26 protein-coding genes and 1 tRNA gene are annotated in these 26,465 nt (G+C 61.7%); 8 read left to right on the forward strand and 19 right to left on the reverse strand.

Going from position 1 to position 26,465, the window contains the following annotated elements:
• The first annotated feature begins 128 nt into the window (after positions 1-128).
• Positions 129-1,055: a hypothetical protein gene (locus AQS8620_RS07900; RefSeq protein WP_085836308.1), complete on the forward strand. Its 927-nt coding sequence runs from the start codon at positions 129-131 to the stop codon at positions 1,053-1,055.
• Positions 1,056-1,426: 371 nt separating this feature from the next.
• Here AQS8620_RS07900 and AQS8620_RS07905 read toward each other — a convergent pair.
• From AQS8620_RS07905 to iscR, 11 genes are all read right to left on the reverse strand, one after another.
• Positions 1,427-1,503, reverse strand: a tRNA-Arg gene (locus tag AQS8620_RS07905).
• A gap of 114 nt (positions 1,504-1,617) precedes the next feature.
• A complete protein-coding gene (locus AQS8620_RS07910) occupies positions 1,618-2,835 on the reverse strand; it encodes a cysteine desulfurase (RefSeq protein WP_085836309.1) in 1,218 nt (405 codons plus the stop codon).
• Positions 2,835-3,341, reverse strand: coding sequence for a hypothetical protein (locus tag AQS8620_RS07915; RefSeq protein WP_085836423.1), 507 nt, complete (start codon positions 3,339-3,341; stop codon positions 2,835-2,837). Before AQS8620_RS07915 ends, AQS8620_RS07910 begins: the two co-directional genes overlap by 1 nt.
• A gap of 10 nt (positions 3,342-3,351) precedes the next feature.
• Complete coding sequence (gene sufD / locus AQS8620_RS07920) at positions 3,352-4,656, reverse strand: Fe-S cluster assembly protein SufD (protein ID WP_085836310.1); 1,305 nt, start codon at positions 4,654-4,656, stop codon at positions 3,352-3,354.
• A gap of 2 nt (positions 4,657-4,658) precedes the next feature.
• Entirely contained in the window at positions 4,659-5,414 is a 756-nt protein-coding gene (gene sufC / locus AQS8620_RS07925) for a Fe-S cluster assembly ATPase SufC (protein ID WP_085836311.1), read from the reverse strand.
• 115 nt (positions 5,415-5,529) lie between these two features.
• Positions 5,530-5,823, reverse strand: a complete 294-nt coding sequence (locus tag AQS8620_RS07930; protein ID WP_085836312.1) for a hypothetical protein — start codon at positions 5,821-5,823, stop codon at positions 5,530-5,532.
• Between the two features lie 120 nt (positions 5,824-5,943).
• On the reverse strand, positions 5,944-6,600 hold the full coding sequence (locus AQS8620_RS07935; RefSeq protein WP_234990420.1) for a hypothetical protein: 657 nt from the start codon (positions 6,598-6,600) through the stop codon (positions 5,944-5,946).
• A gap of 9 nt (positions 6,601-6,609) precedes the next feature.
• Positions 6,610-6,813: a hypothetical protein gene (locus AQS8620_RS07940; RefSeq protein WP_085836313.1), complete on the reverse strand. Its 204-nt coding sequence runs from the start codon at positions 6,811-6,813 to the stop codon at positions 6,610-6,612.
• Positions 6,814-6,825: 12 nt separating this feature from the next.
• Positions 6,826-8,352, reverse strand: coding sequence for a Fe-S cluster assembly protein SufB (gene sufB, locus AQS8620_RS07945; RefSeq protein WP_085836314.1), 1,527 nt, complete (start codon positions 8,350-8,352; stop codon positions 6,826-6,828).
• A gap of 68 nt (positions 8,353-8,420) precedes the next feature.
• The gene (locus AQS8620_RS07950; protein WP_085836315.1) at positions 8,421-9,467 is read right to left on the reverse strand and encodes a cysteine desulfurase family protein; all 1,047 of its coding nucleotides are present in this window, start codon (positions 9,465-9,467) and stop codon (positions 8,421-8,423) included.
• A gap of 42 nt (positions 9,468-9,509) precedes the next feature.
• Positions 9,510-9,968 (reverse strand): Fe-S cluster assembly transcriptional regulator IscR, encoded by a 459-nt coding sequence (iscR, locus tag AQS8620_RS07955; protein ID WP_085836316.1) that lies wholly within the window; start codon positions 9,966-9,968, stop codon positions 9,510-9,512.
• 650 nt (positions 9,969-10,618) lie between these two features.
• On the opposite strand from iscR, the gene AQS8620_RS07960 reads away from it, so the two are divergent.
• The 4 genes from AQS8620_RS07960 to AQS8620_RS07975 all read left to right on the forward strand — a co-directional run bounded on the left by AQS8620_RS07960 (position 10,619) and on the right by AQS8620_RS07975 (position 13,481).
• Positions 10,619-11,272, forward strand: coding sequence for an alpha/beta hydrolase (locus AQS8620_RS07960; RefSeq protein ID WP_085836317.1), 654 nt, complete (start codon positions 10,619-10,621; stop codon positions 11,270-11,272).
• 9 nt (positions 11,273-11,281) lie between these two features.
• On the forward strand, positions 11,282-11,542 hold the full coding sequence (locus tag AQS8620_RS07965) for a hypothetical protein (protein ID WP_085836318.1): 261 nt from the start codon (positions 11,282-11,284) through the stop codon (positions 11,540-11,542).
• 2 nt (positions 11,543-11,544) lie between these two features.
• Positions 11,545-12,738 (forward strand): HD domain-containing protein, encoded by a 1,194-nt coding sequence (locus tag AQS8620_RS07970; RefSeq protein WP_085836319.1) that lies wholly within the window; start codon positions 11,545-11,547, stop codon positions 12,736-12,738.
• Positions 12,739-12,893: 155 nt separating this feature from the next.
• A complete protein-coding gene (locus tag AQS8620_RS07975) occupies positions 12,894-13,481 on the forward strand; it encodes a lipid-binding SYLF domain-containing protein (protein ID WP_085836320.1) in 588 nt (195 codons plus the stop codon).
• 88 nt (positions 13,482-13,569) lie between these two features.
• Here the strand turns inward: AQS8620_RS07975 and AQS8620_RS07980 are convergent, their stop codons facing one another.
• The 3 genes from AQS8620_RS07980 to AQS8620_RS07990 form a co-directional block, all read right to left on the reverse strand.
• A complete protein-coding gene (locus tag AQS8620_RS07980; protein WP_085836321.1) occupies positions 13,570-14,610 on the reverse strand; it encodes a TerB family tellurite resistance protein in 1,041 nt (346 codons plus the stop codon).
• 1 nt (position 14,611) lies between these two features.
• On the reverse strand, positions 14,612-15,055 hold the full coding sequence (locus AQS8620_RS07985; protein WP_085836322.1) for a hypothetical protein: 444 nt from the start codon (positions 15,053-15,055) through the stop codon (positions 14,612-14,614).
• A 106-nt stretch (positions 15,056-15,161) separates the two neighbouring features.
• Entirely contained in the window at positions 15,162-16,142 is a 981-nt protein-coding gene (locus tag AQS8620_RS07990; RefSeq protein ID WP_143267474.1) for an NAD(P)-dependent oxidoreductase, read from the reverse strand.
• Between the two features lie 109 nt (positions 16,143-16,251).
• Between AQS8620_RS07990 and AQS8620_RS07995 the strand changes: the two genes are divergently transcribed.
• From AQS8620_RS07995 to AQS8620_RS08005, 3 genes are all read left to right on the forward strand, one after another.
• On the forward strand, positions 16,252-18,729 hold the full coding sequence (locus tag AQS8620_RS07995; RefSeq protein ID WP_085836324.1) for a penicillin acylase family protein: 2,478 nt from the start codon (positions 16,252-16,254) through the stop codon (positions 18,727-18,729).
• 155 nt (positions 18,730-18,884) lie between these two features.
• Positions 18,885-19,826: an aldo/keto reductase gene (locus tag AQS8620_RS08000; protein ID WP_085836325.1), complete on the forward strand. Its 942-nt coding sequence runs from the start codon at positions 18,885-18,887 to the stop codon at positions 19,824-19,826.
• A gap of 93 nt (positions 19,827-19,919) precedes the next feature.
• On the forward strand, positions 19,920-20,207 hold the full coding sequence (locus AQS8620_RS08005) for an SH3 domain-containing protein (RefSeq protein WP_085836326.1): 288 nt from the start codon (positions 19,920-19,922) through the stop codon (positions 20,205-20,207).
• A gap of 45 nt (positions 20,208-20,252) precedes the next feature.
• Here AQS8620_RS08005 and hflX read toward each other — a convergent pair whose 3' ends face one another.
• From hflX to ntrX, 5 genes are all read right to left on the reverse strand, one after another.
• On the reverse strand, positions 20,253-21,542 hold the full coding sequence (gene hflX, locus AQS8620_RS08010; RefSeq protein ID WP_085836327.1) for a GTPase HflX: 1,290 nt from the start codon (positions 21,540-21,542) through the stop codon (positions 20,253-20,255).
• Complete coding sequence (hfq, locus tag AQS8620_RS08015) at positions 21,543-21,779, reverse strand: RNA chaperone Hfq (protein ID WP_085836328.1); 237 nt, start codon at positions 21,777-21,779, stop codon at positions 21,543-21,545.
• A 182-nt stretch (positions 21,780-21,961) separates the two neighbouring features.
• Positions 21,962-23,527: a TrkH family potassium uptake protein gene (locus AQS8620_RS08020; RefSeq protein ID WP_085836329.1), complete on the reverse strand. Its 1,566-nt coding sequence runs from the start codon at positions 23,525-23,527 to the stop codon at positions 21,962-21,964.
• A 2-nt stretch (positions 23,528-23,529) separates the two neighbouring features.
• Positions 23,530-24,906: a Trk system potassium transporter TrkA gene (trkA, locus tag AQS8620_RS08025; protein WP_085836330.1), complete on the reverse strand. Its 1,377-nt coding sequence runs from the start codon at positions 24,904-24,906 to the stop codon at positions 23,530-23,532.
• Positions 24,907-25,040: 134 nt separating this feature from the next.
• A complete protein-coding gene (gene ntrX / locus AQS8620_RS08030; protein ID WP_085836331.1) occupies positions 25,041-26,447 on the reverse strand; it encodes a nitrogen assimilation response regulator NtrX in 1,407 nt (468 codons plus the stop codon).
• Positions 26,448-26,465 lie beyond the last annotated feature (18 nt).

The raw sequence follows: 26,465 nt of genomic DNA on the forward strand, positions 1-26,465 counted from the left end.
AATTTTATATTCAATTTCAGTAAGCTATTTGGCAGAATTTCTCGCCGCAAGGCATAAGCATGCACAGAGGCCGACGAGGCCTTTCAAGCTGGCAGTCCACCTTTCAACGGCGCAATGTCTACTCTGAAATGAATTCTGATCCGACCCGCCAGATTATTGAGAACTATCGTCAGACTCGCTATCTTCGACGGGCTAGCGACGCGGAGCTTGAGCAGCGGCTTGCGGACATTGTGAACAATACTGTGCGGGTCAGCGTTGACGCGCTGATTGTCCTCGTGAAAGGGCAGACCCTCGCGGAGTTATGCGTTCGGTTGACAGAATGTGCAGAAGAGCTTCGCTTACGGCATGGGTCCTACTCGGCCAAATTCACCGGAAAGCCATTCAAGGAGATGCTGCCATTCGATGAACCACGTCGGGCAAGGATCAAACGAGCCGGACAGCCGTTCTCGGCTGCCTCCCCCCGCTGCCTGCTACGGTTCGGACGGCTTGACCATATGCAGGGCCTCTTTAACGAAGGTGCGCTGATGATCCAACCGGCGAAACGGTTCACGGACTCGGACATCTTCGCCGTTCAGGACGACGAATGTTCGATAGAGGTCAAGGGCATCCTTTCCACAGAGGAAGTCCGTCGTGTGGTTGCCAACCCGCAAGATGTGCCCGACGAAGAGCGTGACCATGTTTTCGCCATACGCTTGAGCATCGACGCATACGGCCTGTACTGCTTGGGGAAGACACCAGAGCTTCGCATGATTGCAGACTGGGGTGCGACGGGCGCGGTGATCATCAACCATCCTGCGGAGTTCGAGAAACGGTTGCTCTGCGCCGTTGAACAGCAGCTTCCCGGCGCACGTTCCTACTTCGCAGATGTGACTTATCTGGACCCATATTTCCCGCCTTCTGGAGTCCCTAACGTGGCCACAACGAAGCACTTTCGGTACGCATACCAAGACGAGCGCCGACTTGTCGTGCAGGGGGCTGATGTGGGGGGCGGGAAGCTCATTCGCATGGGGCCACTGGACGACATTGCCACCATGATTCATTTAGATATTTTTTGAGCTGAGTTGACGATGGTCCTGCGTTTTGCAGGCCCCGCCGATTTTCATCTCAGCCTCCCCGCACCCCTTTCGAGGTACCCGTTGTCGCGAGTAGGCTGCATGTCCGCTTCCGAAGTGTATCCGGGATGAGTGCGTACCTGCGGCGAAATCCGCCTTCCTGCCTTTCCTGTCAGTGCCTGGCATTTGGACCGGTGACCATTTCGCTTTGCCTGACTGGTGACCATTTCGCTTTGCCTGACCGGTGACCATTTCGCTTTGCCTGACTGGCGGCTCAGTGATTAGCCGGAATACCTCTTGACAAGGGATGTGCATGAAAACCGCACGAAACGTGCAAGCTTATGCTTCATTGGCAGGCATCTTTTGGGATGTTGTGGTGCACCCAGCAGGATTCGAACCTGCGGCCTCTGCCTTCGGAGGGCAGCGCTCTATCCAGCTGAGCTATGGGTGCCTTGGGCGGCGGTATAGGGCAAAGATTTGGCCCCTGCAATCGCCTTGCGCCGCGCGGGGTCATTTTCTTCGTCGAAGAAAATGCCGTGGCAAAATCTTCGACGAAGATTTTGGTCTAGCCGAAAAGATCGCGACAGAGTTCCAGTGCGGAGACCAGCGTGTCGACCTCGTCGCGGGTATTGTACATCGCAAAGGACGCCCGGCAGGTCGCGCTCTGGCCCAGATGCTCCATCAAAGGCATGGCGCAGTGGCTACCGGCGCGCACGGCAACGCCGCGTTTGTCGAGCACAGTGGAAATGTCATGCGCATGTGCCCCTTCCATCGTGAAGGAAAAGATCGCGCCTTTGTCAGCGGTCGTCCCTTGCACCGACAGCCAGTTCAGGGTGGCGAGCCGCTCGGTGGCATAGGCGGCAAGCCCGGCCTCATAGGCGGCGATCTGGTCCATACCCAGCCCCATCAGGTAGTCGAGCGCCACGCCAAACCCGATGGTTTGCACAATACCGGGCGTGCCCGCTTCGAACTTGAGCGGTGGTTTGGCCCAGGTGATGGTCTCGCGCCCCACTGTGTCGATCATGTCGCCCCCGCCCATGAAGGGGCGCATTTGCGCCTGGCGTTCGGCACGGATGTAAATCGCGCCCGATCCCGAGGGCCCGTAAAGTTTATGGCCGGTGATCGGGTAGAAATCGCACCCGATGTCCTGCACATCCACAGGTCCGTGCACCGCCGCCTGCGAGCCGTCGACCAGCGTCGCGATGCCCCGTTCGCGCGCGGCGTGACAGATGGTTTTGACATCCACCCGCGTGCCCGTGACATTCGACATCTGGGTGACGGCGACCAGTTTGGTCTTTGCGCCCATGGCGTCGATCACCGCCTGTGGGTCGAGGCTGCCATCGGGGGCACAATCGACCCAGGTCAGCACCACCCCCAGCCGTTCGCGCAAAAAATGCCACGGGACGATGTTGGCGTGATGCTCGAGGATGGACAGAACGATCTCGTCGCCCGCGCGCAAGTTTTCCATGCCCCAGGCGTAAGACACCAGATTGATGCCCTCCGTCGTGCCGCTGGTATAGAGGATCTCATCCTCGTGACCCGCATTCAAAAACCGCGCCACTTTGGCCCGCGTGCTTTCGTAATGGTCGGTCGCAAGGTTCGATAAATAATGCAAGCCGCGGTGCACATTGGCATATTCATGGGAATAGGCCCGGGTGATTGCATCGATCACCACCTGCGGCTTTTGTGCCGAAGCGCCGTTGTCGAGATAGGTCAGCGGCTTGCCGTTGACTTCGCGCGACAGGATCGGAAAATCGGCGCGGATCTTTTGGACGTCAAACATCAGGCGGTGCCTCTCGGATGGACGGGGGAGCGTTCGACATGGATGAGGCCGATCAGCCAGAAGGCCATGAAGACCGCAAACGCAATCAGGGAAATCGCCTGCGCGGCGGGATGGGCGGCCCCGGCAAAGCCAACCGCCAGCCCCCAAAGAAGCCACACGGGCGAGGCGGCGAGCAAGGCCCAAAACAGGGCAAATCGCGCGTCAAAATACAGGCACGCGCCGCCAAACAGCCGCGCCACCAGATGCGACAGCGTGGCCAAAGCGTAGAGCAGGATCGGGCCGATCATCATCCACGCAACCCCTGCCCCCGTCAGTCGCCCGCCCAGTGGAATGCTGGGATCAAGGTAGGCTGCACGGGCGTTCACGGGCCACTGCGCCACGAAGATCATCAGGCAGGCCAGGATCAGGATGCCGATCGCGTGGCGCTCGTCGGCATGGGACAACCGGCGCCGCAAGACCTCTCGCGGCGCGCGGTAGCTGCGCAGGATATCGGGAATGAGGGACACGCGGGTCGCCTCAGCCCTTGCCATGGCCGCGACGGGCCAGCCATGCCACCAGCCGGTCGTTGATGTCCGCGGCAATCGCTTCGTCTTCGATTTCGGCGATGGCTTCAGCGAGGAACGAGAGCGTCAGCAGGTTCTCGGCCTCGGTCTTGGGCACACCGCGCGAGCGCATGTAGTAGAGCGCCTGCTCGTCAATCGCGCCCGTGGTCGAACCGTGGGAACAAACCACGTCATCGGCATAGATTTCCAGCTCGGGCTTGGCTAGAAACTGGCTGTCATCATCCAGCAAAAGCGACTGGCTGATCTGGTAGCCATCGGTTTTCTGCGCGTCTTTCTTGACGAGAATCTTGCCCTGGAACACGCCCGTTGCCCCGTTGCGCAGCACCTTTTTGAACACCTGACGGCTTTCGCAGCGCTCGGCGTCATGGGTGATGAACACGGTGTCGTCGTGGTGAAAATCGCCGTCCCCCAAAGCCGCACCGGCGACATGGGCCATGCTGTCATTGCCAACCAGCTCCAGCACCACCTCGTTGCGCGTCAGCACGCCGTTGGCGGTCAGCGTGAAGCTTTTGAAGGCCGCATTCGACCCCAGACGCGCGTAGAGATGCGTCACCGCACGGCGTTCGTGATCGCGCCCCTGGGTGCGCACGTGGTTGAACTTGGCACCATCGGGAATTTCAACCTCGATGCATTTGTTGAACCGCGCAGCAGCAGGACCGTTTTCCAGCAGCGTCAACGCCGCGCCCTCTTCCAGTTTGACCACGTGATGCAGCACCGCATCCGAGGTTTCGCTGGCGTGCAGATAGGTGATGTTGACCGGACGGGTCACAACGCCACTGACACGGATGCAAATCCCGTCGCTCGCAAAGGCCGTGTTCAGCGCGCCAAGCGGGCGCTCCACCGGCGTCTGCCCCCGTTCCTCAAGCACGCCGTACACGCTGGACGCCCAGTGGATATCGGCCTGTGTGGCCTCGGCCAGACGGGTAATTTCAAGGTTTTCCCCCGCAAGCTCATCCGACGCCTCAGCGTCAAACACCCCGTCGACAAAGACGATTTTCAGCGCGTCGATGTCGGTAAAGGGGCGTGGCTCGCCCGCATCAAACACCGCCGCACGACGGTCGTCGGGGGAAATCAGGCTGCTGGGATCGGTCCAGCGCCAGTATTCGTCGCGTTTGGTTGGCAGGCCCATGCCCGTAAGGCGCAGCAAAGCCGCCTCGCGGGCTTCCCGGGCCCATTTGCCCCCCGCAGGCATGGCGAAATCGCGCAGCCGCTCGGTGGTGGCGTCGAGTTTGCGTTGTTTCAGATCAGCGCGCGCCATGATTATTCGGCCTCCGCAAGCAGGTCCGCATAGCCGTTGTGTTCGACTTCGAGTGCCAGTTCGGGACCCCCGCTTTTGATGATTTTCCCGTCCGACATGATGTGGACAACATCCGGTTTGATGTAGTCGAGCAGACGCTGGTAGTGCGTGATCACAAGGAAGGACCGCTTGCCATCGCGCAGGGCGTTCACGCCGTCCGACACAAGTCTCATCGCATCGACATCCAGACCTGAATCGGTTTCGTCGAGGATGCACATTTTCGGCTCAAGCATGGCCATCTGCAGGATTTCGTTGCGCTTTTTCTCGCCGCCCGAAAAGCCGACATTGACGGGGCGCTTGAGCATATCCGCGTCGATTTTCAGCGTTTTGGCTTTGGCGCGGACCTCTTTGAGGAATTCGGCCGCCGACAATTCGTCTTCTCCGCGCGCTTTGCGCTGCGCGTTCACGGCGGTGCGCAGGAAGGTCATATTGCCCACGCCGGGGATTTCGACGGGATACTGGAAGGCCAGGAACAGGCCCGCAGCGGCGCGGTCTTCGGGGTCCATGTCCAGCAATTCCTCGCCGTTGAGCGTTGCCGAACCTTCGGTGACTTCATAGCCGTCACGGCCCGACAGCACATAGGAGGTCGTCGATTTTCCCGAGCCGTTGGGCCCCATGATGGCGTGCACTTCGCCCTCACCGATCTTGAGCGACATGCCTTTGAGGATTTGCTTGTCCTCTTCTTCAAGTTTCACATGCAGGTTTTTGATTTCCAACATTTTTTGGCCTTTCAATTGGACAGCACAACAGCCCCGCACGGATGCGATCCGGCGAGGGTGTCGTACATTTGTACGGTCTGATTTCGTGTGTTTTCTGTGTGGCGGGTGGCGCGCGCTAGAAACGCGCTGCCACTTGTTTGACATTGCTCAACAAATCGCTGAGCGGCATCTGTTGGGTCCATCCCAGCCCCACCGACATGCCAAGCGCAAGCCCGAGCCCAAGCACGGACAGCGCCTTGGCAAAGCTGCGCTGCGCGGGGGAACTCTTGCCCTTGGGTGTGGCGGTCATCAAGGTCGAGATGCGTTTGTTGCGCTCGCTTGCGAGAGTCGATGTGCTCAACGCGGGGCCGGTGACAGTCTTGCCGGTTCGCAACAGGCGATCCTGAAAATTCTGCTTTTGTTGGTCCATAACCTTGGACTCCTCTGGGTACATTACGCCCGAAGGATCGCAAGAATTTGCGGCGAATTTTAGGCAAATTGCCCCTGTCGCGCGATGGCAGTGCGATTTTTTTCATGTCACTGATCCCCATCACAACGCCCTCTGAAAGGCTTTGATCACCTCAAGCAGCCGCCCGCGCGGCAGGCTTTGGGGGCTCAATTCGAATTTCACCATATCGCCACGGCGCTCGACGATCGGCGCAAAACTTTCGCAGATCGCATATTCCTCTGCCCGTTTGGCGTAATCATCAAAGAGCACCGTCACGGGCCGCGGGCTTTCCAGCAAAACCGCCAGAAAACATCCCGCACGAAACCGCCCGTCGATAAGCACCAGATCGGGCGCTTTGAAATCCTCGCGCCCCCAAACCCCCAGCGGATACTCGCAAAAACTGCGCCATTTGGCGGTCGTTTCGGGAAAGCCCCAGTCTTTGGTGGGGCCAATGGGGGCAAGATGCAGGTGCAGATCGGCGGCGGGCGGGTGGCGCTCGAAATGCTTGCGCATCATGTTGTGCCACTTGCGCGCGTTTTCCACCGAGAAGACGGTCTTGCCGGCCATCCCTGCCGCCAGCGCGGTCGAACCGCCAGACCCGTATTCCAAAATCACCGAAGCGCGCTCGTAATGCGCGCGCACCCATTGCGCAACCTCCGGCACAAAGGTCAACGGCGGCCCCTCTGGCGGGATCTTGGCGATCGCGCGCAGCGGCTTGGCGGCTTTGGGACCGGCGTTGAGGGAGGGGGTGACGGACATGGGACTCGCTTAAAAGAAGATGCGGATGACGACGGAGGCAAAGAATGCCAAAGCCGAGGCGATGAAGGCGGTGGCATAAACCGAGCCGCGAAACAGCCCGTCGGTGCCCGCGCTGCGCGCACGAAAACTCAGCCCGATGACCGCGCCGAGGAAAATCCCCACCGCCACACCGCCAGAGCCCAGCAGCACCTGTTGCAGTTGCAGATAGCTCATGCCACGCCTCCCTTAGCCCACCGAACCTTCAAGCGAGATGGCGACCAGTTGCTGGGCTTCCATCGCGAATTCCATCGGCAGCGCTTGCAGCACTTCCTTGCAGAACCCGTTCACCACCAGCGCCACGGCCTCCTCTTCGTCCATCCCGCGCGAGCGGCAGTAAAAGAGTTGGTCGTCATCCACCTTCGAGGTGGTCGCCTCGTGTTCGACGCGCGAACTGTTGTTGCGCACCTCGATGTAGGGCACGGTATGCGCCCCGCAATCGCCGCCGATCAACAGGCTGTCGCACTGCGTGTAATTGCGCGAGTTTTGCGCGCGCGGGTGCATGGTCACCTGGCCGCGATAGGTGTTTTGCGCCTTGCCCGCGGAGATGCCTTTGGACACGATGCGCGACTTGGTGTTGCGCCCCAGATGGATCATCTTGGTGCCCGTGTCGGCCTGCTGCATGTTGTTGGTGATGGCGATGGAATAGAATTCACCCTGAGAGTCGTTGCCGCGCAGCACGCAAGAAGGGTATTTCCACGTCACCGCAGAGCCGGTTTCGACCTGCGTCCACATCACCTTGGCACGATCCCCGCGGCAATCGGCGCGCTTGGTCACGAAGTTGTAGATGCCGCCCTTGCCGTTCTCGTCCCCGGGGAACCAGTTTTGCACGGTGGAATATTTCACTTCGGCGTCTTCCTCGATCACGATCTCGACCACGGCCGCGTGAAGCTGTGCAACGTCGCGCTGCGGGGCGGTGCAGCCTTCGAGGTAGGACACGAAAGAGCCCTTGTCCGCGATGATCAGCGTGCGCTCGAACTGGCCGGTGTTTTCGGCGTTGATGCGAAAATAGGTCGACAGTTCCATCGGGCAGCGCACGCCGGGCGGAATGTAGACAAAGGAGCCATCCGAAAAGACCGCCGAGTTCAGCGTGGCATAAAAGTTGTCCGACACGGGCACGACCGAGCCGAGGTATTTTTTCACCAGCTCGGGATGCTCGCGGATCGCCTCGGAAATCGAGCAGAAGATCACGCCGGCAGCTTTGAGTTCTTTCTGGAACGTCGTGCCCACAGACACGGAGTCAAACACCGCATCGACCGCCACTTTGCGCTCGGAATTCTCGCCGTCGGCAGCGATTTCTTCGGCGCCCTCGACGCCCGCAAGGATCAGCTGCTCTTTCAGCGGGATGCCGAGTTTCTTGTAGGTTTCCAACAGCTTGGGGTCCACATCGTCGAGCGATTTGGGCTTTTCTGCCATGGATTTGGGACGCGCGTAGTAATATTGGTCCTGAAAATCGATCTCGGGGTAACTCACCATCGCCCAATCGGGTTCTTCCAGCGTTTTCCAGCGCTCGAAGGCCGCCAGACGCCAGTCCAGCATCCACTCGGGTTCTTCGTTCTTGGCCGAGATCAGGCGCACGATATCCTCGGTCAGCCCCTTGGGGGCGTATTCCATCTCGATTTCGGTGTTCCAGCCGTATTTATAGGTGCCGGCAAGGTTTTTTACGGCCGCAACCGTTTCCTCTTCGACGCCGTCTTTGACCTGAATGTCATCCATCGGGATGCTCCTTCATGTGCGTTGCGGGGCAGTTGTGCCCTCTTGTCTCGTTGATTGCGCGCACCGCCTCACGCGGCGCGGGCCTTGTATCTTTTATGCGCCTGCGCCCATGCGTCCGCAAAACGGTCCACATCGTTGCGCGTCACGCCCGGCCCGATCGAGACCCTGAGCGCGCTTGACGCCTGACTATCGTTCAGGCCCATCGCCCGCAAGACACGGCTTGCCCGCACCTTGCCCGACGAACAGGCCGATCCTGCCGAAACCGCAAAACCGGCAAGGTCCATCTGCATGACCTGCGTTTCGCCCTTCCAGCCTTGGGTCACGAAATTCACCGTGCCTGCCAGCCGCTTTTGTCCCTGCCCGACCACGATCCCCTCGGGCGCGGCCTCCAACAGCCGTGCCTCCAGATGGTCGCGAATCTCGGCCACCGCGTCCCAAACGCCCTGCGCCTGGGCCTGGGCCGCCGCCTCTGCCGCAGCACCAAAGCCTGCGATCCCGATCAGGTTTTCGGTGCCCGAGCGGCGTCCCATTTCCTGACCGCCGCCCATGATCTGCGCAGTGACATCCAAACCCTGCTTGAGGACCAGCGCCCCGACGCCTTTGGGCCCGCCCAGTTTATGCGCCGACACCAGCGCCATGTCGCAGCCCAGCCAGTTGAAGGCGATTGGCAATTTGCCAAAGGCCTGCGTGGCATCACAAACCGCCAGCCCCTGCGGCAGGTCCTGCACGATCCCCGTTTCCGAATTGGCCAGTTGAAGCGCCGCGCGGGCCGGATCAGCCACGCAGACCTGCCCCGCAGCATCGACCGGCGCATCCACGACGCACCACGAAGACACCGCTTCGTGTTCGACATGCGAACAGTGCAGGTCCCGCCCCGCCAGCGCCAATCCGGCAGCTTCGGTCGCGCCCGAGGTGAAGACGATGTCAGCCCCCTCTGCCCCGAAGGCCTGCGCCACCTGCGTGCGCGCGCGTTCCAAAAGCGCCTTGGCCGCGCGCCCTTCGCTGTGCACGCTTGAGGGATTGCCGAGCACATCCATGGCCGCGATCATGGCCGCGCGCGCCGCATCGTGCAGCGGCGCTGTGGCATTCCAGTCAAGGTATGGGCGATTGCTCACGTCAGACTCTTTTCGTTTGTCACTCGGTGTTCGACGACGGCTCTATTCGTCCACGACCACAAACAGGTTGGGCACGGCTGGACAGGGGCTTAGTTCGTTGGTCACCACATCCGAGAGGCGCGATTGGTGCAAAAAGACATAGACCTGCGCCGAAAGCCCTTCCCACAGGCGGTTGGTCATCGATTGCGCGCGGCTGCCCGACACGCCGCCCGATGCCCCTGCGCCGGTGTGCATCGCCGACACGGTTTCATCGACCGCCTCCAGAATGTCGCTCACCCGAATCTCCGACGGGATCTTGGCAAGGCGATAGCCCCCGCCCGGTCCGCGCACCGAATCCACCAGACCCGCGCGGCGCAGCTTGACGAAAAGCTGTTCGAGATAGGGCAGCGAAATATCCTGTCGCTTGGAAATCTCCGCCAAAGACAACAGCTTGCCCTCTTTTTGCAGCGCCAGATCAGCCAGAGCGACCATCGCATAGCGCCCCTTTGTACTCAGTTTCATCGCCCGTTCTCCAACCCGTCGTTACAAGGCATCTCCTGCCACAGGCAGGCGCCCCCGTTTTCTGGCACATTCCTAGCGCGCAGGGCGCGGTTAGGAAACACACAGCACCCACACACAGCGTACCGACACAGTCCCGTTGCCCGCCCGTCGGCAGCCCGTTTGCAGCCTGCCCGCAGCCCGCCTGAACCTCGCCCGTTCAGCCAACCAGCACCGCCTGAGCGCGAAATACTGCCCGCTTTGGGCCTAATACCCGTCAGCGACAGCAAAAAACCGCCCCCAACCGCGCGAGAATCCCCATCCATCATTGACGCAGAGGCCTTTGACGCTTACCTCCGTGTCACCCGTGCGCGGCCACCGACTGTGGGTCGTTGCCACTGTTTAGAATTGTTCTAAGGTGCCTGACCGAATTCGTCAAGAATGAAGGTCGCGGAATTCCCCCAGCGAATTCCACCACCCCCCTAGAGCTGTGCTGGACAGACGCAACCGTTGCCAGCCCCGCGTTGTCGGGGCCCCTGCGCCCCCGTCAAAGCGGCCACGACAAAGCGCGGACAAGACACTGCGGCCTCGCGCCGTTCAACGAAGATCGTTGCAGGCCCCGCGCCTGCGCGAAACCAGACCAAGCGCACCGCGCTGCAGGAGACAGGGACCCGATGCCCGAAGTGATTTTTCCCGGCCCCGAAGGCCGGCTTGAAGGCCGTTATCACCCCCAGCGCGAGCGCGACGCCCCCATCGCCATCATCTTGCACCCGCATCCGCAGTTTGGCGGCACGATGAACAACCGCGTCGTCTACAACCTGCATTATGCCTTCCACAACATGGGCTTTACCGTGTTGCGGTTCAATTTCCGGGGGGTGGGCCGCTCGCAGGGCGAATATGATCAGGGCATTGGTGAATTGTCCGATGCGGCCTCGGCGCTGGATTACCTGCAATCGCAAAACCCCAATGCCAAACATTGCTGGGTTGCGGGCTTTTCCTTCGGGGCATGGATCGGCATGCAATTGCTGATGCGCCGCCCCGAAATCACCGGCTTTATTTCCGTGGCTCCGCCCGCGAATATGTACGATTTTTCGTTCCTGGCGCCCTGCCCGTCTTCGGGTTTGATCATCAACGGCACCGCCGACCGTGTGGCCCCGCCCAAGGACACCGAAACGCTGGTGAACAAGCTGCACGAGCAAAAAGGCATCACCATCACCCACGAACAAGTCGAGGGTGCGGGGCATTTCTTTGAAGACCCGCATATGGAAACCATGATCGGATCGGTGGATGGCTATGTGCGCCGTCGCCTGACCGAAAACAGCCGCTAAGGACCCATCATGAGTGCGACGAACGACCTAGCCGATGCGCTGGCGCGCGACACGATCGAGGCCATGGCCGAAACCGGCGACGACCAGCTCGTGGCCGAAGTCGCACGGGTGATCGGTGCCACCTCGACCACCACGCAGGAGGCGTTTCTGACCGCCGCCCGCGTGCGCATGGCCGAACAGCGCGGGCGGGCTTTTCTCGAGGCGCGCATCCGCGAAATCAGGACCGGCAGTGCGCGCACCGAGGCCCCGCAGGACAGCGGCAACGACTAGAAATGACGCTGACACAGTCTTTCGAGGCGGGATCAACCGCCCGCCTCGACGCCCAATTTGCCTTTCTGATGGAAGCCGACCGCCTGAAAACGGTCGAGCGCGCCAATCAGACGATGGACCGCGCAAGGTTCGAAAACTCCGCCGAACATAGCTGGCATGCCGCCCTTGCGGCTGCTGTTTTCGCCCCCCTTGCGCAGACGGGCGTCGATGTCGACCGCGCCATCACCATGCTGTTGCTGCATGATATCGTCGAAATCGATGCAGGCGACCACCCGATCCATATTTTCCACAACCCCGTCGAGGTGGCCGAGGCCGAAGCCCGCGCCGCCACGCGCATTTACGGGCTTTTGCCCGAGGATCTGCGCGCGCGCTTTCTGGCGCTGTGGCAGGAATTCGAAGCGATGCAGACGCCCACCGCGCGCTATGCCAAGGCGGTGGATTTCCTGACACCTGTGCTGCAATCCGTTGGCGCGCCAGAGCAGAGCGATGAGGAACGCGAGATCGTCTGGCGCAACCTGACCGCGGGGCGCGCAACGAAAACCGCCGCCATTGTGCCCGCGCTCTACCGGTTTTGCATCGACCGCTTCGAAGAGCGCCCCGGGGAGGAGGATCTGGCCGCGCGCTTTGCCTTCTGGTGCGAGGCCGACAAGCTCAAATCCGTGCTGCGCGCCACGCCCATTGCGGACGGCTCGCGCCCCGAAAACACGGGCGAACATAGCTGGCATGTGATGCTCTATGCGCTCACGCTTGGCGATCTGGCCGCCCCGCAGGTTGATCTTGCGCTGGCGCTGAGGATGCTTTTGTTGCACGACATCGTCGAAGTGGACGCGGGGGACACCCCGATCCACGGTGCGGTGGACCCCGCCGCCCAAGCCGCCCAGGCGCGCGCCGAACTCAAAGCGGCGCACCGTTTGTTCGGGCTGCTGCCCCGGGCCACAGCCACAGAGTTTCGCGCCACGTGGGACGCTTTCGAGGCGGCCCAAAGTCCGACGGCAATTTTTGCCAAATCCATCGACCGCGCCCAGCCGGTGCTGCACAATCTGGCCAGTGACGGCGGGTCCTGGCGGACCTATGACGTGACTTTGGCCCAGCTTGACACCCGCGTGGGCGACAAGATCGCGCGCGGCGCGCCCGCGCTTTGGCCCTTTATCCGGGCACGGGTTTTTCCGTGGTTTGCCGCCATGGGCCGCGCGTGATGTCAAAACACCAAAGGACGCGCGCGCGAGGTCCCGCTGATCTATCGCAAAAGACGCATCTGCGGGTGACAAACCGGCAGGATTGGCGCTAATCTGTGCACAATCAAAGGATCAATCATAGGTTCCGTGCCAAGCGGACGAAAGAGAGCAGTGACATGAGCGATATTTCCACCCAGCAGGCGGTGCACCTGCCCCCGACCCGGCGGCGGTTTCTGGCGCTTGGCGCCTCTGCCCTTGGCCTTGCGGCCTGCAACAATTCCATCAGCTCGAACGGCGGCGCGACGATCGACGCGCGCGTCGATGCCACGCTGAACTACCTTTATAACGACTTTCCCGGCACGCAGCAGTTGCGCGACAAATCGGTGGGCATTCTGGTCATGCCGCTGATCACCGAAGCGGGGTTTGGCCTTGGCGGCGCTTACGGGCGCGGCGCGCTTCGGGTGGGCAACACAACGGTGGATTACTATAATTCCGCCCAAGCGAGCTTTGGCTTGCAGATCGGCGCACAGCAATACGCCCATGTTTTGTTCTTCATGACCAACGCGGCCCTGTCGGAATTCCGCTCCTCGGCGGGTTGGGCGGCAGGCGCGGATGTGGAATATGCCATCGCCAATCGCGGCGAGAACCTGACGGCGGAAACCACCACATCGCGCGCACCTGTGATTGCGGTTGTCTTCGGTCAGGCGGGTCTGATCGCGGGCGCAACCGTGCGCGGCACCAAATACACGCGCATCATCCCCTAAAAACGCCGAGAACGCGCCAGAAATACCAGAAAAGCGCCCGCATTTGCGGGCGCTTTCGACCATGGCAGGCGGCGCTATTCCTGCAGCGCTATTCCTCTTGAGTGCCTTTTAACTTGAGCCGGCGCGACAGAGCGCTCCCCAAACCGCTCCCCAGCCGGCCTGCAACGCCGCGCGACAGGCGTTCGGTCGCATCTGACACTTGCGCGGTCGCTTTTCGCGCACTGTACAACAAAGACCCGGCCCGCGTAGAGACATTGCGCGCGCCCGTGCCAAGCCCCTGCGCAACCGCCTCCGCGCCTTTGGCCACCTGTCCTGCGGCAGTGCCCGCACCTTCGGACACGCCCTTGCCGACAAAGTTGAGGGTCCGGCTGATCGACATATTGATTTCGGTGCGCAAAATCTCGTCGATCTTTTCCAACGCAAGCTCTTCGCGCTCGTCCAGCTTGCCATCGGCAAGCGCAATCTCGTGCAAGAGCGCCATCAAGTCCTTGCGCATCACCTCGGCGTTGCAATCTTCGGCGTCGCGCACAAAGGCCCCAAGCGCCGTCGCGCTTTCGCGCAGGGAAATTTTGGCGTCATTTTCGGCGATCAGGTTGATGGCACGCGACGCATAGCGCGCATCAATGCCCCACTCCTCGACGAAATAGTCTTTGATGACCTGCAATTCCCGCTCATCCGCATGGCCGTCGATTTCACTCATCTTGACTGCAAGCGTGCCGATCATGTCGACAAGGGTCACGCCCAAAATGTCCACGGGCGTGTTGATGAAAACCGGCACCGAGACGACGCGCGTACCGGCATAACTTCCCGCCAGCCGCGTCACGCCGAAATAGGCGCTTGCAGTGACCAGGCCGGCCGCGATCGTCCAGCCAACCGGTGTTGCCGCCGTTGCCACCCCAAGGGTCGCCATTATGCCAGAGCCTCCGAAAAAACCGCCGAGCGTGGTCGATGTCGCGGCGAAATTGGCGTCGGCCATCGCCACCCCGCCGACATCCCATAGCTCCATCACCCGCCTGGAGTAGCGCAAAGACCGATAGGCATCCGCGCCGATCCCCAGTTTCATGCGAAACCGCAAATCATCCGCGACGACACCGTCGATGCCCTCGAAATCTTCCAGTGTGGTTGTCATCTTATGCCTGTGCCACCGTCATTTCCAGCGCGTCGCAAAACGCTGTCATGCCTGCCCCGACACGCCCCTGCATGATATCGGCCAAGGCCCCGGCGCCGATACCAACCGCCAGCATCAACGGCGTCAGCAAAACGCTAAGCGCGGGCCCCAGAAGCGGAACGGCGCCAATCACAAGGCTCATCAAGGCCGCGACCATCGCCCCGAACATCAGATTGGGAAAGCTGCGCAGCAGGACCAGGCAGATTTCGACAATCTTGCGCCCGATGGCGAGGGTTTTACCGCCGATCACACAGGTGACATCGGCAAGCTTCAACAACAGAGATTTGGCATCTGCTGACATATTCATCCGCATCAGGGCGGCGCGGATGTCGCGCAGCGGCATCACGCGCTGTGGATCCAAAGCCTCCTGCGTCAGGGGGAGCGCACCGTCGCTTTGTGGGTTCATGCCATGCCTCGCATCAAATTATTCTGCAACAGAACGAATGTTCACCCGCGCTTGCACCCTGTCAAGGCCTACACCCCCGCGCGCGCCGCACCCCCAGTGCTGCAGTCTAGCCCAGTGCCTTGAGGCGCTTGAACAGCGCAGAGGTGTCCCAGCGTCCGCCCCCCATCAGCTGCACCTCTTTGTAGAACTGGTCGACCAGCGCGGTGACAGGCAGGCTTGCGCCGACCTCATCGCCCGCTTCCAGACAGATTTTCAGATCCTTGCGCATCCAATCCACCGCAAACCCGTGCTCGAACGCGTCGGCCAGCATGGTTTTGTGACGGTTGGCCATCTGCCAGCTGCCGGCCGCGCCTTGAGAAATCACCTCGACCACCGCTTCGCCGTCAAGGCCGGATTTCTCCGCCATCAGCAGGGCTTCCGACAGGCCCTGGACCAATCCTGCGATGGCGATCTGGTTGCACATTTTGGTCACCTGCCCTGCGCCGACCTCGCCCAGACGGCGACAGATTTTGGCATAGGCCTCCATGATTGGCGCGGCGCGGTCAAAATCGGCCTGTGCGCCGCCGCACATCACCGACAGCGCACCGTTTTCGGCCCCCGCCTGCCCGCCAGAGACCGGTGCATCCACATAGCCGATCCCCTGCGCCTGCGCCTGCGCTGCAAGGTCGCGGGTCACTTTGGGTGAGACTGTTGTGTGATCGACGTAAATCGCCCCCGATGCCATGCCCGCCAAAGCGCCGTTTTCCCCCAGCACCACCGAACGCAGGTCGTCGTCATTGCCCACACAGGAAAACACGATGTCAGCCCCGCGCGCCGCTTGTGCCGGTGTCGGCGCGAACCGGCCGCCATGCTCTTTGGCCCAGGCCTCGGCTTTGGCGGCCGTGCGGTTGTAGACACAAACGTCATGTCCCATGGCGGCCAGATGCCCCGCCATCGGGTAGCCCATGACGCCAAGGCCCAGAAAGGTAAGTGTTGCCATCGTGATATCCTTTGTGTTGCCCCAAACGCCGCGATCCGCGCCCGGGCGTGCTGGTCGGCCAGGGCGCGGATCGAAAGACCGTGAGGGGCCTTTTACCGCGTGCCGCATTGGCTTAAAGATGCACGAAACGTAAACGCCGCGGCGCGCGCGTCAACAGGCATTCCCGCAAGACGGCCCTGCACGTGCACCCCTTAGCTTCTTCGAAGGTAGCTCCCCTATGGCCAAATTCTTTCGCTGGCTTTTGCGTCTCCTTGTGGCGGCCGCGGTCTTGTCGCTGGCGGCCCTGTGGATGGGCTATTGGCTCGCGGCGCGCTCCCTGCCCGATTACGATGCGACCTACCGTGTCAGCGATCCCGTCGACCAGATCGAAATCGTGCGCGACAATGCCGATGTGCCCCATATTTTCGGCGTCTCGGATCGCGAAGTCTACTACGGCCTCGGCTTTGCCCATGCGCAGGACCGCTTGTGGCAAATGATGATGATGCGCCGCACCGCGCAGGGCAAATTGTCCGAAGTTTTCGGACGCACAACGCTCGCCTCGGACGAATTGATGCGCCGCCTGGATATCTACCGCCTCGCGCAGGCCTCCCTCTCGGCCCAAAGCCCCCAAACCCAAGCCGCCCTTCAGGCCTATAGCGACGGGGTGAACGCGTGGCTGCGCGAAGTGAACGCGGGCGCGCGCGGGCGCGGCGCACCGGAGTTTTTCTTTTACCCCTTTGAAATTGCCCCCTGGCAACCGAGCGATTCCATCGCCCTGTTGAAACTTGTGGCCGTGCAGAACGCCTATCACCTCAAGGATGAGGTGCTGCGCGCGCGGGTGTCGTTGACGCTGTCGCAGGACCGTGTGCGCGACATCCTGCCCGACACGCCCGGTGCCGGGACGATGGACCTGCCCCGCTATGGCGCGCTGTTTCCCCAACTGCACAACGCCACGACCGAGGTCGCGCAGGCCGATCTGGCCTTCCTGCATTTCGCCGCCAGCCCCTTTGGCGCGGCCTCCAACGTCTGGGCGGCAGGCCCTGCGCGCTCGGCCTCGGGGGGCACCTTGCTGGCCAATGATCCGCATATGGATCTGACCGCGCCCGCGCCGATGTATCTGGCGCGCCTGGAACTGTCCTCGGGCGGGGTGATCGGCGCGACGATGCCCGGCGTTCCGGCCATCCTGTCGGGGCGCTCGGCGGCTTTGGGCTGGGGGATTGCGGCGGCGTTTACCGACGACATGGACCTGCATATCGAACAGGTAAACCCCGACAATCCGCGCGAAGTGCAAACCCCGACCGGATATGCGCCCCTGACCACCCGCCCCTCGATCATCCGCATCAAGGACGCAGAGCCCATCACGCTGCAACGCCAATGGTCGCAAAACGGCCCGATCCTGCCGCCATCCGTCTTTGATCTGGGCACCATCACGCCGCCGGGCTACGTGGTGTCGCTCTCTGCGACGGTGCTCTCGGAGGCCGACACCTCGATCACGGCGGCGCTGGACATCATGGGGGCGCAAACCGTCGATGAGGGCATCACCGCCAGCCACAGTCTGGTTGCCCCCGCGATGAATATCGTCTTTGCCGATGCAAGGAACATCGCGATGGTCAGCGCAGGCGCCGTGCCCTTGCGCGATCCGGCCAACCAGTCCCTCGGGCGCCTGCCGACTCCGGGATGGGCCGACATCAACCGCTGGCACGGCTGGATGGATGTGGCCGACTGGCCCGTCAGCCGCAATCCTGCGGGCGGGCTGATCGGCAATACCAACAACAAAACCGTCAACCGCCCCTTTCCCGAGCACATGTCCTATCTGTGGGGCGACACGCAGCGGATTTTACGCTGGTCGCGCCTGATGCAAAGTCGCGAGGTCCACACGCGCGAAAGCTTTATCGAAGCGCAAAATGACACGGTTTCCAACGCCGCGCGCGCGCTCTTGCCGCTGGTGGCCGCCGATCTGTGGTACACCGGCGAAGCCGCCCCCGAGGGCACGCTTGAGGAGCGGCGCAAACAGGCGCTCGATATGCTGGCCGCATGGAACGGCGAGATGAGCGAGCATCTGCCCGAGCCGCTGATCTATTCGGCCTGGATGCGCGCGCTGCAACAGCGCCTGATCCAGGACGAATTGGGGCCGCTTGCGGCGAAATTTACCCATGTCGATCCCGTGTTTATCGAGCGCGTCTACCGCAATGCCCAAGGGGCGGCGATCTGGTGCGATGTGCTGCAATCGGCGGCGGATGAAACCTGCACCGACATTGCGCGCCTTGCGCTGGATGATGCGCTTTTGTGGATCGACCAGACCTATGGCGGCGCGCTTGAAAGCCTGCAATGGGGGACGGCCCATGAGGCCCAGCAAAACCACGGCGTTCTGGGGCGCATGCCGGTCCTGCGCTGGTTTGTGAACCTGCGCCAGCCGACCTCGGGCGGCGACAACACCCTGCAACGCGGCGTGACGCGCGGCACGGGGCGCGATCCGTTTGTGAATGTCCACGCGGCCGTCTATCGCGGCGTTTATGATTTTGCCGATCCCGACAGCTCTGTCTTTGTTCTCTCGAGCGGGCAATCGGGCCATTTCCTCAGCCGGCATTACGACGATCTGGGCGAGCAGTGGCGGCGCGGGGAATATGTGCCCATGTCGCTTGATCCCGAACTGGCGCGCGCGGCGGCCACTGGCGTGACGGTGATCCGGTCCCAAGGGGAAAGCGGCGCGCGCTAAACTGTATGGGTGACTGTGTCGATACAGTTTCCATACAGTTTGCAGCAACGCGCCGGGCACCCTGCGCCAGCCTTCCTACCTGCCTTCCTGCCCCTTGGCGCAAGGCCCCCCGCGCCCTAAGTGAATGGGAACCGGAGTGACGCAGGAGTTTCGAGATGGAAAAACGCACCCTTGGCCGTAGCGGCCTTTCAATCGCCCCGCTGGTTTTTGGCGGCAACGTCTTTGGCTGGACCGCCGATGAAACAACCTCTTTCAAGTTGCTCGACGGGTTCGTCGATGCGGGACTGGACGCGATCGACACCGCCGATGTCTACTCTGCCTGGGCCGATGGCAACACGGGCGGCGAAAGCGAGACCGTGATCGGCAACTGGCTGGCCGCAAACCCCGCCAAGCGCGACAAGATCACCCTGATCACCAAAGTGGGCTCGCAGATGCCCGATGGCGCGGGGCTGAGCGCGCGCTGGATCGAACGCGCGGTGGAAGACAGCCTCTCGCGCCTCAAGACCGACTACATCGATCTCTACCTGAGCCACTTTCCCGATCCCGATACGCCCTATGCGGAAACGCTGGCCGCCTATGACAAGCTGATCCAGGCCGGAAAAGTTCGCGCCGTTGGCGGCTCCAATCTGGACGCCGCGCAGTTGGAGGCCGCACAGGGTGCCGCCAAGCAGGCCAATCTGCCGCGCTACGAGGTTCTGCAACCCGAATACAATCTTTACGATCGCGCAGGGTTCGAAGGCCCCTTGGCGCGATACTGCGTGGACAACGAAATCGGGGTGATCACCTATTTCTCCCTCGCCGCCGGATTTCTGACGGGCAAATACCGCCGCCCCGAAGATGTCAGCGGGCAGCGTGCGCGGATGGTGGGCAAATACCTCGACGACAAAGGTCTGCGCCTGCTCGACGCGCTGGACACGGTCGCGCAAGACACAGGTGCCTCGCATGCGGAAATCGCGCTGGCCTGGTTGATGCGCAAGGAGGGCGTCACGGCACCGATCGCCTCGGCGTCAAAGCCAAGCCAGTTGGAAACGCTGGTCAAAGCGGTGGATCTGGACCTCTCCGAGGCCGCGATGACCCTGTTGAACGACGCAGGCTAGACTTTGCCCGCAGGCGTGCGATGCGCTGAAAACACTTGGATCACAGCCGCCCGGGTTTTATGCCTGTCCGCAGATAGGAAATGAGGTTCAACGATGCGAAAATGTGCCATTTTGACGGGGCTTGCGGTGCTTGCCCTGACCGGCTGCGGCGCCATTGGCGGGACGGCCGTCGTGGTCAGCGGCACCGGCCCCGATGACCTGCTCAAGCTGCGCGCGGGTCCGGGGCTGGGCTATTCGATCCTGATGGGCCTGCCCGATGGCACAGCGCTGACGCGGCGCGATTGCGTCACCGAGGTCGGGCAGCTCTGGTGCCGCGTGTCCCTGACAGACACGCCTGACGTCACCGGTTACGTTGCCGGCGACTACCTTGCGACGCGCTAGTCACCCGGACAGGCTCGGAAAAAAGGCCCCTCACCGGGGCCTTTTTCAAATCTCGCGAAAGTTCTTTTCCTGACGCGGCGTCCAGAGGACCTCAAGGCGATAGCCGTCTTCCTCGATGGTTTCGCCTTCCACCACGCCCTCCTCGAACAGCCAGGCCCGTTTGCGCCCCTCCGAAAAAGGCAAAACGACCTCGCGGGCGATTTTTTCTTCTTCGAACCAGCCGGAAATCGCTCCGAGCAACTCCTCGACCCCCTCGCCTGTATGCGCCGAGATGGCAAAGATATTGTCGTGATGGGCTGCGCGGGTGCGCATGGCCTCATGGGCGCCCGGCTCCATCAGGTCGATCTTGTTCCAGACCTCCAGAAGCGGCGCGTTTTCCTTGACGCCAAGCTTGGTTAGAATGTCGCGCACATCATCGGCCTGCTCTTCGGAATTGGGGCTGGCGATGTCGCGCACATGCACGATCAGATCAGCATCCAGCACCTCTTCAAGCGTGGCGCGAAAGGCCGCGACAAGCTGGGTGGGCAGGTTGGAAATGAACCCCACGGTATCGGACAGGATGATCTCGCGCTCGGTGCCGCCTTGGGGGGCGGGCAAGCTGACGCCGCGCATCGTGGGATCGAGCGTGGCAAAAAGCATATCCTTGGCAAAGACATCCGCCCCGGTCACGCGGTTGAACAGCGTCGATTTTCCGGCGTTGGTATAGCCCACCAGCGCCACAATCGGAAAGGGCACCTTGGCGCGCGAGGCGCGGTGCAATTCGCGGGTCTTGACCACTTTGGCAAGCTGTTTGCGCAGCCGCACAAGCTGGTCGTCAATCGCGCGTCTGTCCGCCTCGATCTGCGTCTCGCCCGGACCGCCCACGAACCCAAGCCCGCCGCGCTGGCGTTCAAGGTGGGTCCAGGCCCGCACCAGCCGCGTGCGCTGATAGGACAGCGCGGCCATTTCGACCTGCAACACGCCCTCACGGGTGCGCGCGCGATCCGAGAAGATTTCAAGGATCAGGCCCGTGCGATCGAGCAGCTTCACCTTCCACTGTTTTTCAAGATTGCGCTGTTGAACCGGCGTCACATGCCCGTCAACCAGCACAAGGTCGACCTCGGCCTGCGACAAACGAAAGGCCAGTTCTTCGAGTTTTCCCTTGCCAAACAACGTGCCGGGCTCGGGTTTGCGCACGGGAACGATTTCGGAGCCTACGACCTCAAGATGCGGCAAAGCGGCGGCCAGAGACACAGCTTCTTCAAGCGCGACTTCGGCTTCACGCCGGTCGCGGTCGTTTTTCACATCGGGGTGCAGAACCCAAGCCCGTGTCGGCTTGCTTGCGTGTTCTTCCAATTAGCTCTCTTCACCATCATACAGGTTGATCGGCTGTGCGGGCATGATGGTCGAAATAGCGTGCTTGTAGACAAGCTGGGATTGGCCATCGCGACGCAGCAACACACAGAAGTTGTCAAACCATGTAATCACGCCTTGGAGTTTTACACCGTTGATGAGGAAAATAGTTACGGGAACCTTGGTCTTGCGGACATGATTTAGGAACGCATCCTGAAGGTTCTGTTTATCGCCAGCCATTATAAATTGCCTTGTTTTCTTGCGCTTATGTTGCGGACTGCCCCTCGGGCGGCAGCACTTCAGGCAAGTATGACAATTAATTTCAGGGTTTCCAGCCCCTAAAGCGCGTGACCTGCGTGCATTTGCGCACATGCGGCAAAAATGTAGCGCTTGCGCGACGCCCAGCAGCGCGCGCGTTTTGCCTAGCGCCAGAACTCGGGATTGAGGATGGCCACAAAGGCCAGCGTTTCCAGCCGCCCCACGATCATCGCAAAGGCCAAGATGACCCGCACCGGATCAGAGAGGCTGGCATAGATCACAGGGGTTGCAGGGGCGATCTGCGCAAGCGGCCCCGTGGTGGTCAGCGCCGCCACAGAAAGGGCCACCGCCTGATCAAACCCCACGCCAAAGAGCGACAGCGCCAGCATGACCCCCGAAACGGCACTGGCAAAGAGGATGAAAAACACCCACGCCACATAGGCCCCCTGACGGCGGATGCGGCGCGCCTGCGCACCGGCGCCGCCCACGGAATGGGGCATCACCATTTTCTCGAGTTCGCGCTCGCCGTGGCGGATCAGCGCATAGACGCGCAGCAATTTCATGCCCCCCGCCGTGGTCGCCACCCCGCCCCCCATCATCGCCAGCCCGACCAGCAACAAGCCCGGCGCCGTGAGGTCGGACCACAGGCGCGAGGCCTCCCAGCTTGCGCTTTCAAAGCCGGTGGTGGTCAAAAAGGACAGCACCATGAATACGCCGCCCCACAGCGCAGAAAGGGCAGAAAGCACCGTCGAGCCGCCCTCGACTTCGACCACGCCGATGAAGTGACGCACAAAGAGCAACAGCGGCAGCACGGTGATCACCAGCAAGGCCATCTTCATTTCCGGATCGGCCGAAAGCGGCACTTTATAGGCCGTGGGATGGTCGGAGGTGAAGGTCTTGCGCGAAATGGCGAGCCACATGAAGGCAAAGATCAGCGCCTCCGCAAAAAAGCCGCCGCGGGTTTCCGTCAGGCCGCCTGCGGGCGAGATCCCCGAGGTCGCAAGGGTGGAGGCCGCGTGGCAAAAGGCAACGAAGGGGGCGGTGCCCGTGACCGCAAGTGCAAGCCAGAGCACCAGCGTCAACCCCGTGTAGATCGGAAACAACCGCCCCGTGTAACGCAACAAGCGCTCGGAGGTATCGGCCACGCGGGTGATCTGGCTGAAGCCACCGCTGCTGCCCTGCATGGCGCTGTCGATGCGTTTCGTCGTGGTCGAGCGGATGGTCTGGCCCGTACCCCCGTCCGACAGCACCTCGAATCCGCCCAGGTTGAGCGGCGCGAGAATGGCGATGGCGGTGACCCAGGCGAAAAAGCCCCCCGCCCAGCCCACCAGCGCACGCCACAGATACTGGGTGTCGGTGACCGCGCCGGGATCGGGCGCAAGCGACGCCCCGGTGGTGGTAAAGGCCGACACCATTTCCCACCAGGCATCAAACAGCGGCACCGGCACAAAGCCCTCCACCACCGGCACCGCGAGGATCAGCGGCAAGACGGTATAGGCCGCAAGCAGGGTCAGCAGATGCGCGCGCGACTGGCGTTTGACCACCCGATTGGCAGAGGCGATGCCGACAAAGCTGGCCAGAATGAGGAAAATCACCCCGCCGTAGAAAAACGCCCGCGCATCCGCGAATTCTTCGTTGATCAGCCCGAAAAGCGCCGGCACGAACATCAGCGCCGCCCCCATTCCCATGAGGATCACAAACAGCGGCAAGGTGACGAGGCGCGCGAGCATGTCTAGAAAAAGTCGATGGAGACTTGCAACAGGCGCTCGACTTCGCGCACATCGCTGGCCATGGCGAAGAGGACGATCACATCGCCCTCCTCGATGCGGGTTGCGGCGGTGGGTTTGACGTATTTCGCCCCCTTCATGACCGCGCCCACGAGAACGCCTTCGGGGAAATCGATGTCGCGGATTTGCTGGCCTGACAGCGGCGAGGTTGACAGAACCTGGGCTTCGATCACCTCGGCCTCGTTATCGCCCACAGAATAGACACCGCGCACGCGCCCGTGGCGGATATGGCGCAAAATCGAGGACACGGTGGTGGCGCGCGGGTTGATATAGGCGTCGATGTCCAGCCCGTTCAGGATCGGCACCAGCGAGGGGTCGTTGACCAGAACAATCGCCAGCTGGCAGCCCGCCTGTTTGGCGCGCACCGCCGCCAGAATGTTGGTTTTGTCGTCATCGGTGACGCAGAGCACGGCGTTGGCTTTGGAAATGCCCGCCTCGCCCAGCAATTCCACGTCCAGCGCATCGCCGTGCAACACAATCGTGCGCTCCAGCGAGTCGGCGGCGCGTTCAGCCACCACGCGGTCGCGGTCGATCAGTTTGGCGCGCACCCGTTCGGTGCTCGCCTCCAGCGCGCGGGCGACACCAAGCCCCACGTTGCCTGCGCCCAAAATCACCACACGCTCTTGTTTCTTTTGGGTTTTGCCAAAGATTTCCAGCGTGCGCGCCAGATCTTCGGATTTGAGCATGACATAGACTTCATCGGTGCCAAACAGCTGGTCATCGGCTTCGGGGGCAAAAATGCGCCCGTCGCGCCGGATGCCCACGACCACCGCTTGCAGGGTCGAAAACAGATCGGTGAGCTGGCGTAGGGAGGTGTTGAGCACAGGACAGGACTCATCAAGCGTGATACCGACCAGCTGCGCCGCGCCGCCCAGAAAACTTTGCGTGTCAAAGGCCGCTGGCGCCGAAAGACGCCGCAAGGCCGCATCCGCGACTTCTTTTTCGGGGGAAATGACCACATCGATCGGCAGATGGTCGCGCCGGTACAGATCGGAATAGGCCGAGTTCAGATAGGAGGGCGCGCGCAAACGGGCGATCTTGCGCGGGATGGAAAAGATCGAATGCGCCACCTGACAGGTGACCATGTTGACCTCGTCCGAATAGGTCGCCGCGATCACCATATCCGCGTCGCGCGCGCCCGCCTGTTCCAGCACATCGGGATAGGAGGCAAAGCCCGTCACCCCCTGCACATCCAGCGTATCCGTGGCGCGGCGCACCAGTTCGGAGTTGCTATCGACCACCGTCACATCGTTGTGCTCGCCGGACAACTGGCGCGCGATTTGCCAGCCGACCTGCCCTGCCCCGCAAATGATGACTTTCATCGCCTTGCCCTGACTTGTTGTGACATCCGCGCGCGGCCTGTCTGTTCTTGAAACATGGCCCCGACATCGCACGCGTTTAAAAGCGGGTCAATGCCCGCGCAAGCGGCGCTGCGCAGGTGCAAAACCGCGCGCGCCTACTCTGCGGGTTCTTCCTCGACATAGGCCATGCGCCCGCCCGATTTCGCCCCCGTCACGACGCCCAAAGACTTGAGTTTGCGATGCAAGGCCGAGCGTTCCATGCCCACAAAGGTCGCTGTGCGCGAAATATTCCCGCCAAAGCGGTTGATCTGGGTCAAAAGATACTCGCGTTCGAACAATTCGCGCGCTTCGCGCAGCGGCATGGTCGCAATCGTCGAGGACAGGACCGCGCGGCCTTCGTCGCTGGGGGCGGTATCGTCGGAGGGCAATTCGGCCGCGGAGATTTCTCCCGCGCCATCGCCCAAAATCAACACCCGCTCGATGACATTCTTGAGCTGGCGCACATTGCCAGGCCAGGGCAGCGTTTGCAGCAAGGCCACCGCATCGGCCGAAAGCTTGCGCAGCGGCAGGCCCTGGGTCTCGTTGAAATGCGTGAGGAAAGCCTCAGCAAGTTCGGGAATATCCTCGCGCCGCTCTTCCAGCGACGGCACCGCAATCGGCACCACGTTCAGCCGGTGATAGAGTTCCTGACGAAAGGTGCCGGCAGCGATTTCGGCCTGCAAATCGCGGTTGGTCGAGGACACAACCCGCAGATCGACGCGCACTTTATCGCCGCCCCCGACCCGCACAAAGCTTTGATCCACCAGAACGCGCAGGATTTTGGACTGGGTGCCAAGGGGCATATCCGCCACCTCGTCAAAGAAAATCACCCCGTTGCTGGCCTGCTCGAGCAGCCCTTTTTCAACGCCGCGCTCGGGGGTTTCGCGCCCGAAGAGCACTTCTTCCATGCGGTCGGGTTCGATGGAGGCGGAATTGACGGTGACAAAGGGGCCGCTGGCCCGGTTGGATTGCTGGTGGATATAGCGCGCGGCAAGTTCCTTGCCCACGCCCGCCGGGCCGCTCAGCATGACGCGCCCGTTGGATTTCGTCACCTTGTCGAGGTTGGATTTGAGCAGTTTGAACACCGCCGAAGAGCCGATCATATCGACCGCCGCATTGTCGCGCCGCCGCAGGCTGGCGTTTTCGCGCCGCAGCCGCGAGGCCTCCATCGCGCGCCCCATCACCACCAGCAACTGGTCGATGTTGAAAGGCTTCTCGATGAAATCATAGGCCCCTTGTTTGATCGCAGCGACAGCAATTTCGATGTTGCCATGACCCGAAATGATGATGATCGGAATTTCGGGGTGGTCGCGCTTGACGGTTTTGAGAATATCGATCCCGTCCATGTCGCTGTCTTTGAGCCAGATATCGAGGATCATCAGCGCAGGCTTGGCCTCGGCAATCGCCGCCATACAGGCATCCGAATTATGCGCAAGCCGCGTCTCGTAGCCTTCGTCCTTCAGAATATCCGAGACGAGTTCGCGAATATCGCGCTCGTCATCCACAATCAAAATATCACCCATGGCTGAACCCCCATCCAA

Origin of the sequence: Aquimixticola soesokkakensis (genome assembly GCF_900172375.1) — a bacterium.
GTDB classification, from domain to species: Bacteria; Pseudomonadota; Alphaproteobacteria; order Rhodobacterales; family Rhodobacteraceae; genus Aquimixticola; species Aquimixticola soesokkakensis.

Excerpts from the sequence above, each read along its gene's own strand:
- AQS8620_RS07900 (WP_085836308.1), top strand. The coding sequence starts at position 129 with ATGAATTCTGATCCGACCCGCCAGATTATTGAGAACTATCGTCAGACT.
- AQS8620_RS07910 (WP_085836309.1), bottom strand. The coding sequence starts at position 2,835 with ATGTTTGACGTCCAAAAGATCCGCGCCGATTTTCCGATCCTGTCGCGC.
- sufD (WP_085836310.1), bottom strand. The coding sequence starts at position 4,656 with ATGGCGCGCGCTGATCTGAAACAACGCAAACTCGACGCCACCACCGAG.
- sufC (WP_085836311.1), bottom strand. The coding sequence starts at position 5,414 with ATGTTGGAAATCAAAAACCTGCATGTGAAACTTGAAGAAGAGGACAAG.
- AQS8620_RS07930 (WP_085836312.1), bottom strand. The coding sequence starts at position 5,823 with ATGGACCAACAAAAGCAGAATTTTCAGGATCGCCTGTTGCGAACCGGC.
- AQS8620_RS07935 (WP_234990420.1), bottom strand. The coding sequence starts at position 6,600 with ATGTCCGTCACCCCCTCCCTCAACGCCGGTCCCAAAGCCGCCAAGCCG.
- AQS8620_RS07940 (WP_085836313.1), bottom strand. The coding sequence starts at position 6,813 with ATGAGCTATCTGCAACTGCAACAGGTGCTGCTGGGCTCTGGCGGTGTG.
- sufB (WP_085836314.1), bottom strand. The coding sequence starts at position 8,352 with ATGGATGACATTCAGGTCAAAGACGGCGTCGAAGAGGAAACGGTTGCG.
- iscR (WP_085836316.1), bottom strand. The coding sequence starts at position 9,968 with ATGAAACTGAGTACAAAGGGGCGCTATGCGATGGTCGCTCTGGCTGAT.
- AQS8620_RS07960 (WP_085836317.1), top strand. The coding sequence starts at position 10,619 with ATGCCCGAAGTGATTTTTCCCGGCCCCGAAGGCCGGCTTGAAGGCCGT.
- AQS8620_RS07965 (WP_085836318.1), top strand. The coding sequence starts at position 11,282 with ATGAGTGCGACGAACGACCTAGCCGATGCGCTGGCGCGCGACACGATC.
- AQS8620_RS07970 (WP_085836319.1), top strand. The coding sequence starts at position 11,545 with ATGACGCTGACACAGTCTTTCGAGGCGGGATCAACCGCCCGCCTCGAC.
- AQS8620_RS07975 (WP_085836320.1), top strand. The coding sequence starts at position 12,894 with ATGAGCGATATTTCCACCCAGCAGGCGGTGCACCTGCCCCCGACCCGG.
- AQS8620_RS07980 (WP_085836321.1), bottom strand. The coding sequence starts at position 14,610 with ATGACAACCACACTGGAAGATTTCGAGGGCATCGACGGTGTCGTCGCG.
- AQS8620_RS07985 (WP_085836322.1), bottom strand. The coding sequence starts at position 15,055 with ATGAACCCACAAAGCGACGGTGCGCTCCCCCTGACGCAGGAGGCTTTG.
- AQS8620_RS07990 (WP_143267474.1), bottom strand. The coding sequence starts at position 16,142 with ATGCGGCACGCGGTAAAAGGCCCCTCACGGTCTTTCGATCCGCGCCCT.
- AQS8620_RS07995 (WP_085836324.1), top strand. The coding sequence starts at position 16,252 with ATGGCCAAATTCTTTCGCTGGCTTTTGCGTCTCCTTGTGGCGGCCGCG.
- AQS8620_RS08000 (WP_085836325.1), top strand. The coding sequence starts at position 18,885 with ATGGAAAAACGCACCCTTGGCCGTAGCGGCCTTTCAATCGCCCCGCTG.
- AQS8620_RS08005 (WP_085836326.1), top strand. The coding sequence starts at position 19,920 with ATGCGAAAATGTGCCATTTTGACGGGGCTTGCGGTGCTTGCCCTGACC.
- hfq (WP_085836328.1), bottom strand. The coding sequence starts at position 21,779 with ATGGCTGGCGATAAACAGAACCTTCAGGATGCGTTCCTAAATCATGTC.
- AQS8620_RS08020 (WP_085836329.1), bottom strand. The coding sequence starts at position 23,527 with ATGCTCGCGCGCCTCGTCACCTTGCCGCTGTTTGTGATCCTCATGGGA.
- trkA (WP_085836330.1), bottom strand. The coding sequence starts at position 24,906 with ATGAAAGTCATCATTTGCGGGGCAGGGCAGGTCGGCTGGCAAATCGCG.
- ntrX (WP_085836331.1), bottom strand. The coding sequence starts at position 26,447 with ATGGGTGATATTTTGATTGTGGATGACGAGCGCGATATTCGCGAACTC.